Source organism: Arenibacter aquaticus (assembly GCF_003957295.1).
Taxonomy (GTDB): domain Bacteria; phylum Bacteroidota; class Bacteroidia; order Flavobacteriales; family Flavobacteriaceae; genus Arenibacter; species Arenibacter aquaticus.
This window is the reverse complement of sequence record NZ_RQPJ01000021.1, coordinates 962,681-969,790: the sequence shown is the minus strand read 5'-3', so window position 1 is coordinate 969,790 and position 7,110 is coordinate 962,681. Positions and strand designations below refer to the sequence as shown.

Sequence of the window (7,110 nt, the reverse complement as noted above, 5' to 3'; positions counted from 1 at the left end):
TAGGTCAGACTACGGATATCATAAAAAGATTGAAAAGACATAACCTAGGGATTGTTCCTTCTACCAAGAGTGGGACCCCTTGGAAATTAGTTTTGCAACTGGAAGTATTATCTCGTTCAGAAGCTGTAATTTTGGAGCGGCGAATAAAGAAAAGAGGAGCAAAACGTTTTATAGATGACCATTTCGGGGTGTAGCGTAGCCCGGTTATCGCGCCGCGTTTGGGACGCGGAGGTCGCAGGTTCGAATCCTGCCACCCCGACGAACCTAGAAATGGGTAGTAATAAAAACACTGTTAATCAATTGATTTTCAGTGTTTTTTTTGTTTTTGGACATTGTATTTGATATCAATTGTGCACACCTAATTAGGTGTACAAATCGGTGTACAGCCATTCAGGGGAACTGTAGTAACTTGATCCCAGTTTATCTGCTAAACTCATTAATATCTTTGATCAATTTGAGAAAATTGGGGGCAGAGATAAATTGATCGTACCTTATCAGGACATTGTAGTCTGGACTTATAATACACACTGTTGGAAAGGAAACCTTACCATCTTTGGATCCCAATTGTTCGGCAAGCCCATGAATTCCAATATTATTACCTGTGGGTTTAAAATTATATACTTGCCCATTAAATTGAATGGTTCTTTTTTCTTCGGCGTTCAGTTGAATGAACCAATAATGCTCATCTAGCATTTTTACCACCTCTTTAGCTTTAAAGGTTGTTTTCTTCATTGCCTGGCAGTATCGGCACCAATCTGTATGGATAAATACGATTACCTTTCTTCTTTCAATTGTTTGTAGACTATCAAGCTGCTCAAATGTGTAGCTTTTTGCCTGGGAATGGGAGGCCAGTGGGAGAAGCCCTGTAATCAAAATAATTATTGTAACGATATTTATCTTCATGATCCTTAGTTTATACTCCATCTTAATCCTAAAAACCCTCTAATTCCTTGATTAGGGCCATATACATAGGAAGGATCAAATGTTAGTCCATAAGGGTTGTCTGGCGTTACCATCGCTTGTCCGTCAGCGTCAAATTGAACGTTTTTATCAAAGGGATCATCTGCACGGGCTATAATAAAAGGGTTTCCTTTGTTGGGTGTCCAATCCAGTAAATTCTTAACGCCACCGTATAGTTCCAGCCCATTGTTGAAGGTTTTGGTGAGCTGTATGTTTTGAATACTCCAATAAGGCGAATATTCCTGTCTTGGGTCCGTATCGCTCAACAATGGCAGTCGCATTGGACCATATAAGTTGCCCGTATAATCAATATTCAATCCTGCTTTTTCAAAGGTGTATCCTAGGTTCCACACTCCAGTAATTTTCTCCGTGAACAATTGTTGGATACGCTCCCCATTTTCCTTGCTGTACACATCCATTGCAGTAGCGCCTAATAGTATTTTTAACCCGTTGGCAAGCGCCATATCCATATTAAATGAAATCCCTTGCGATATGGCATGTCCATCTAGGTTGTCATATATAATTTTATTGGGGTCAGTATCGTAATCGGCAATAATTTTATTGTTGAAATGGGTATAAAATGCGGTAGCATCAAGCCCAATAAAGGTACCATTGGCAGTATATATCTTCTTGACAAAGTTGATGTTACCATTCCATGATTTCTCGGGTTTCAGGTCGCTCAGAAATTCCACCTCCCTTGCCCCGGTCAGTGCAGCATGGTCCTCCGTAAATACGTTGGCAACACGGTAACCATTTCCTAGGCTAAACCGGAGGACATTATTTTTGTCCTTGGAATTCCATTTGTAGTTAATTCGGGGTGTTAAGATACTTCCATGTATTGAATTATAGTCATAACGCATTCCAAGTAATAGCTTGTTGTTTTCATTTAGCCATATCTCGTCCTGAACAAACAGTCCGGGTAAATTGGTATGGGAAGCTTGGTTCACATTGGGATTGTTAAAATTAGCCGTTGCAGGAGTGTCGTCATCGTAATATGTATAACGGTAAGTTAAGCCGGTTAATAGATCATGTTTTCCCAGCTCCTTGTTCCAAGTTAGTTGTCCAAAAGCTATTTTTTGATCGGCTACATATGGCATATCCCCGTAAACACTGTTTTGATCATGGCCATTAAAACTAAACTGAAGCATTACTCTGTCCTTAAGAGGCAATTCATAGTTACCAAAAAGCTCCCATCTACTGGTATAAATACTTTCGCCATATATTTCATTACCACCCCTATATTGTGAAGTCCAGTTCATCTCACCACCCCATCGGTCCTCATAAACATAGCGTCCTACTACCGAAAATAATCGGTTGTCCTTTCTCGAAAAATTCCATTTATTAAAAATTGAAATTCGATTCTGTAGGGTAACATCGGTGAAATTATCATTATTATTGTCAATTGGATTCTGGTAATTATAATAGTTTACTCCTAATAAGGATTGGGCCTTTTTGGTAATATTGAATTTTGCGGCAATATCAGTATTTACCTCTCCCCAAGTAGTACCAAATACATCTACAGATAATAAAGGGGCGTTAATGGGTTGTTTTGTAATTATATTTATAAGTCCACCAACAGCTTCACTACCGTAAAGTGTGGAAGCAGGACCCTTTACTATTTCTACCCTTTCTACCAGAGATTGGGGAATCCCGCTCAGCCCATATACTGAAGAAAGTCCACTAACAATAGGCATGCCGTCTATCAATACCATGGTATAGGGTCCTTCCAGTCCGTTAATATGAATATCCCCAGTGTTGCAAACATTGCAATTTAATTGTGGCCTAACACCATTTACGTTTTGTAATGCATCAAAAATGGCAGGTACAGGGTTACTCTTAAAAAATTTAGCCGCATAAACCTCAACAGGTACGGGGCTCTCCAATTTGGAAACCTCTTTCATTGTACCGGTAATGACCACTTCGTTCAATTCTGAATTTTCTTCCGTTAACTCAAAGTTCACGGTTAAGGCATCCCCGCTTTTTAGGGCAATAGATTGATATTCCTTTTTATATCCAATAGAGGAAGCAATTAACTTATAGGTTCCCGGTTTAATATTCGTTATTCGGTATGCCCCCGATAAATCGGTTATGGCGCCCATTTCGGTTCCTTGAAGCATGATGTTTACAAACTCTAAGGACTCATTGTTTGAGGTTACTTTTCCAGATATGGTGGCATTCTGGGAAAACAAACAAGAGCTAATAAGCAATGCTAATCCGATTAGCATGGGTTTGTTGGAATGGTGTTTCATTAACATTGTATAATATTTAATTTTGTATGGCAAAAATAATAAGTTAGATAAGTCTAACAAATTATTTAGAGAAATAATTTTAGAAATTTTAGAAAGTAATGTGACTTTGCAATTGTTATATTTGTTGCATGAATTCGTTAGTTGAAGAAAATTATTTAAAAGCACTGTTTTCCTTGTCCAATGAGCATGGAGAGGTAAATGTCAATGATCTTTCAAAGCGTTTGGAGATAAAAATGCCAACTGTTACCAGTATGATGAAGAAGCTTGCCGAAAAGGAACTGGTGCATTATGAAAAATATAGACCCGTCCGCCTTAGCGAAATGGGGAAAAAAGCAGCAACCCATATAATCCGCAAACATCGCCTTACCGAAATGTTTTTAGTTGAAGTGATGGGTTTTGGTTGGGAGGAGGTCCACGATATTGCCGAGCAGATAGAGCATGTGAAATCCCCGGTGTTTTTTAACAAAATGGATGAGATTCTAGGACATCCTTCTTTTGATCCACATGGTTCTCCCATTCCTGATATAAATGGAAACATTCATGGGGAACAGTATCGGAAGTTTAGTGAATGTAAAAAGGGTGAAAGGGTTAAATTTATGGCCGTTGCAAACTCCTCTGAGAATTTTTTAAAATTTCTGAACACTAAAGGGCTGTCCTTGGAAACCCAAATAGAGATTCTTTCCGTAGAACCATTTGATGGAACCATGACAGTAACCTATGGTGACAGACCATCTGAAGTTTTTAGTAAAGTGGTTTGTGATAAGTTATTGGTTGTTTAGGAAAGACTCATACTAGCTTAATTTCTATTTAAATAACGATTTATTATTACTTTAATAGTTTTCTTATTTTGGAGAGCACTATAACTAGTTTCCATATATACTTTTTTTAACCGTGTCTGCTAATGTTCAAAACAATTATCCTAGCAATAGTAACTAACGGAAAGTTTCCCTGATAAAATAGGGTGTTTCTGCGTTTTTTAAAACCTTTTCCCTGTCTGTGTTGGCCGGTTTAAGAACTTGGCATGAATAGAATATGCTCTGGTACTAACCTGTGATATAAACAACTAGGATTTATTATATTTACTCCCGAAAAGAATACGTAGTCATTCATTATATATGAATGTCTATAATAAATGAAATTAATTATATGCTATATAGATTATTACTGCTATTTGTTATACTGTCCAATGGCCTAATTTCACAGGAAAACAGACTTGAGTGGGAACCCTATCACTCTTTAAGTATACAAGACTTTCAAGGTCCTAAAACCGCTGTCAATGAAGATATAGACAACGTTTTTGTACAATCAGGGGTTACCCTTGATTTTGCATTTGAAATGTCGAATATCGAATTAATGTTCACTAAAAATTTTAATGATAAAGTGGGCTGTACCTTTAACAGGGATGCTGCGGTGATCATGGCACCGGACAGTTTAAGGGCAAAGAGGTTGATAGCTCTTGTTTCCTATGATTTTGACCTCTCTGAGCTTTACGCAAGAAAGATTAGAAAAGAACTTTTTGAGAACAAAAAAACGTTTTCCGATGCATCTTTTTTTCAGCCTTATTTTGATAAAATGATAGCTGAACGCAATAAGGTTAGCTCCAGGGTATATACAGAAACCGATTTTGGAAATAAAACGGCACTTTTGGAAAAAGAACACCAAGACGTTAAAAAAGAACTGACGGAACTTTCAGATTTTTGCAAGGAATGTAAACCTCCAAAAAAACGAAAATAACTGATTGATATCGTTCTATCCCATAACCCATATCTCTATGGAATATTGTTGGAATATGGTGAAATAGGATACCCTTGGGTTAGATGTTTGGGGTTGATATATATTGGACATCTATCCGTTTTTCTGCTAAGTCTATTTTTGGTTGATAGTGGGTACCCCATGAAATGAACCCATTTCTTAATTTTCCGGTACAAAACAAATAACAAATCATAAAATAGTCATAGCTTTGCATCTGAAATGGGGTGCTTGCTTTTAGAGTAGGCTGAGATGATACCCAAGAGTTTTTACTCTATACCTGATCCGGATAATGCCGGCGTAGGGATTTTGATACCAAATGGCTTTTCTGCCTTGGATATTTACTTCATCATTCCATTTCACTAATAAAAAATAGGAATTTGATGGAGAATTTTTTCACACATCTTACATGGTTACAAGCTATAGGGACCACATTTGGGGTTTGTCAAGTATTGCTTGCTAGGAATAACAATATTCATAATTATTTATTTGGGATAACTTCCATTCTGATCGGTATATGGGTACTTTACCAATCAAAGCTTTATGCCGATATATTACTGAATATGTATTATTTGGTTATGAGCGTATATGGATGGATTTACTGGAAATTTGGCAAGCAAAAAGAAGAAACGCCTATTTCTTATGCGAGTGGACAAGAGCAAATCAAGGCAATGGGTATAGTGCTGTTATGTTTTGTCTTAATGGTATACTGGCTTATGTATTACACCAATTCCGATGTTCCAATTTGGGATGCCGCAGTAAGTGCCTTCGCCTGGGCGGGCATGTGGCTTATGGCCAAGAGGAAGATGGAAAATTGGATATACCTAAATATTAGCAACATAATTTCTATCCCATTATTATTTTATAAGGAACTGTACATTTATGCCGGCTTAACCATATTTTTGTTTTTGGTGGGCACCTCAGGCTATTTTAAATGGAGAAAAATTGTTATACATGATACAAGTAGACGAACAGCTGAAGCTTAGGGAACACTGTTTTGGAGCGGAGGTATTTTCTCCTGTTGTACAAGAGTGGATTATAGACGAAAATCTTTGGAATATTTGGGTTCCCAAAGCCTATGGCGGACTTGAGCTGTCCCTAAGCCAAGGGCTGGACAAGTTAAAAGAGTTGGCAAGGATCGACGGAAGTCTGGGCTGGACCATTACACTTTGTAGTGGCGCCAATTATTTTATTGGGAACTTACAACAGTGCAAGTCCCAAGAAATTTTTTTGGATTCAGAATCCGCCCCTTGTCTAGGAGGTAGTGGAGGGGTTTATGGCACAGCTGAAAAAATTAATGACCATTATAAAATATCCGGTAAATGGCACTATGCCACAGGAGCACCATACCTTTCGCATTTTACCTTGAATGCCGAAATTATTGAAGATGGAAAAAAACTATTAAATAAGGATGGATCACCAACAATAAAATCGTTCGTAATACCTAAAAATATAGTACGTATAATAGAGGACTGGAATACTATGGGGCTTAGGGCTACGGCTACACATTCTTTTGAAGTAAAAGATCAGCTTATACATGAAAATTGCAGCTTCCAATATAATAAGTATCATCTGTCCCATCCCGTATTTAAAATTCCATTTTCGGTATTTGCCGATTTAACACTTTGGGTAAATTATATTGGTATGGCAGAACACCTTTTGGAAGAAGCTAAAAGCCTTATACCTGAAAGGAATTTTGAGGAATTGGAAAATACAATTGCCTTTTCCAATCAAAAGATTGACCATTTTTCACAAAACATAGAGGAGGGGATAGGAAACAACATGAACTTTAAAGCAAGCTACGTACAGGAAATTCATAATGAGGCTTCCAATTCGGTTAAATGCATTACAAGTAGTATTGTTGCTATATTTCCCTATTTAGGGGTTAAGGCTAGCAGAAATGATGAGCAAATAAACCAAATTTTCTGTGATTATTTCACCGCAACCCAACATCATATTTTTACAAGGAAATAACAGACGACCTTATTTTTTTTTAAACGTGCCGTCCATTTGACCATTTACAATCGTTGTGAAATTGAGTATGTACTGTCACTGTAATTCTGTAATCCAAGTTGATTTCCCCAGTATTTACTTCTAATGTTTTATAAACCAGCTTGCTAGGGTCTAGCCGTAGGTTACCAATTGTTTCTTT

7 protein-coding genes, 1 tRNA gene and 1 riboswitch are annotated in these 7,110 nt (G+C 37.4%); of the genes, 6 read left to right on the top strand and 2 right to left on the bottom strand.

Annotation, left to right across the window (positions count from 1 at the left end):
* Together EHW67_RS19865 and EHW67_RS19860 are read left to right on the top strand one after the other, a co-directional pair.
* A partial coding sequence (locus EHW67_RS19865) for a GIY-YIG nuclease family protein (protein WP_126164121.1) occupies positions 1-194 on the top strand: 194 nt, incomplete at its 5' end.
* Positions 185-259: transfer RNA gene (locus tag EHW67_RS19860), tRNA-Pro, on the top strand. The genes EHW67_RS19865 and EHW67_RS19860, both read left to right, overlap by 10 nt.
* Positions 260-420: 161 nt before the next feature.
* Here EHW67_RS19860 and EHW67_RS19855 read toward each other — a convergent pair.
* On the bottom strand, positions 421-903 hold the full coding sequence (locus EHW67_RS19855; protein ID WP_158285156.1) for a thioredoxin family protein: 483 nt from the start codon (positions 901-903) through the stop codon (positions 421-423).
* A gap of 5 nt (positions 904-908) precedes the next feature.
* On the bottom strand, positions 909-3,209 hold the full coding sequence (locus tag EHW67_RS19850) for a TonB-dependent receptor (protein ID WP_126164119.1): 2,301 nt from the start codon (positions 3,207-3,209) through the stop codon (positions 909-911).
* Between the two features lie 128 nt (positions 3,210-3,337).
* On the opposite strand from EHW67_RS19850, the gene EHW67_RS19845 reads away from it, so the two are divergent.
* The 4 genes from EHW67_RS19845 (at position 3,338) to EHW67_RS19830 (ending at position 6,932) form a co-directional block, all read left to right on the top strand.
* Entirely contained in the window at positions 3,338-3,988 is a 651-nt protein-coding gene (locus EHW67_RS19845) for a metal-dependent transcriptional regulator (RefSeq protein WP_126164118.1), read from the top strand.
* 367 nt (positions 3,989-4,355) lie between these two features.
* Positions 4,356-4,943 carry a hypothetical protein gene (locus EHW67_RS19840; RefSeq protein ID WP_126164117.1) on the top strand — a complete coding sequence of 196 codons (588 nt, stop codon included), beginning with the start codon at positions 4,356-4,358 and terminating at the stop codon, positions 4,941-4,943.
* A 228-nt stretch (positions 4,944-5,171) separates the two neighbouring features.
* Positions 5,172-5,282: riboswitch (TPP riboswitch) on the top strand.
* Between the two features lie 56 nt (positions 5,283-5,338).
* Positions 5,339-5,944, top strand: a complete 606-nt coding sequence (gene pnuC, locus EHW67_RS19835; protein ID WP_394343599.1) for a nicotinamide riboside transporter PnuC — start codon at positions 5,339-5,341, stop codon at positions 5,942-5,944.
* Positions 5,913-6,932, top strand: a complete 1,020-nt coding sequence (locus EHW67_RS19830) for an acyl-CoA dehydrogenase family protein (RefSeq protein ID WP_126164115.1) — start codon at positions 5,913-5,915, stop codon at positions 6,930-6,932. Before pnuC ends, EHW67_RS19830 begins: the two co-directional genes overlap by 32 nt.
* The last annotated feature ends 178 nt before the right edge of the window (positions 6,933-7,110 follow it).

Bases quoted from the DNA above. Each gene is read 5' to 3' on its own strand.
- EHW67_RS19855 (WP_158285156.1), bottom strand. From the start codon at position 903: ATGAAGATAAATATCGTTACAATAATTATTTTGATTACAGGGCTTCTC.
- EHW67_RS19830 (WP_126164115.1), top strand. From the start codon at position 5,913: ATGATACAAGTAGACGAACAGCTGAAGCTTAGGGAACACTGTTTTGGA.
- EHW67_RS19850 (WP_126164119.1), bottom strand. From the start codon at position 3,209: ATGAAACACCATTCCAACAAACCCATGCTAATCGGATTAGCATTGCTT.
- EHW67_RS19845 (WP_126164118.1), top strand. From the start codon at position 3,338: ATGAATTCGTTAGTTGAAGAAAATTATTTAAAAGCACTGTTTTCCTTG.
- EHW67_RS19840 (WP_126164117.1), top strand. From the start codon at position 4,356: ATGCTATATAGATTATTACTGCTATTTGTTATACTGTCCAATGGCCTA.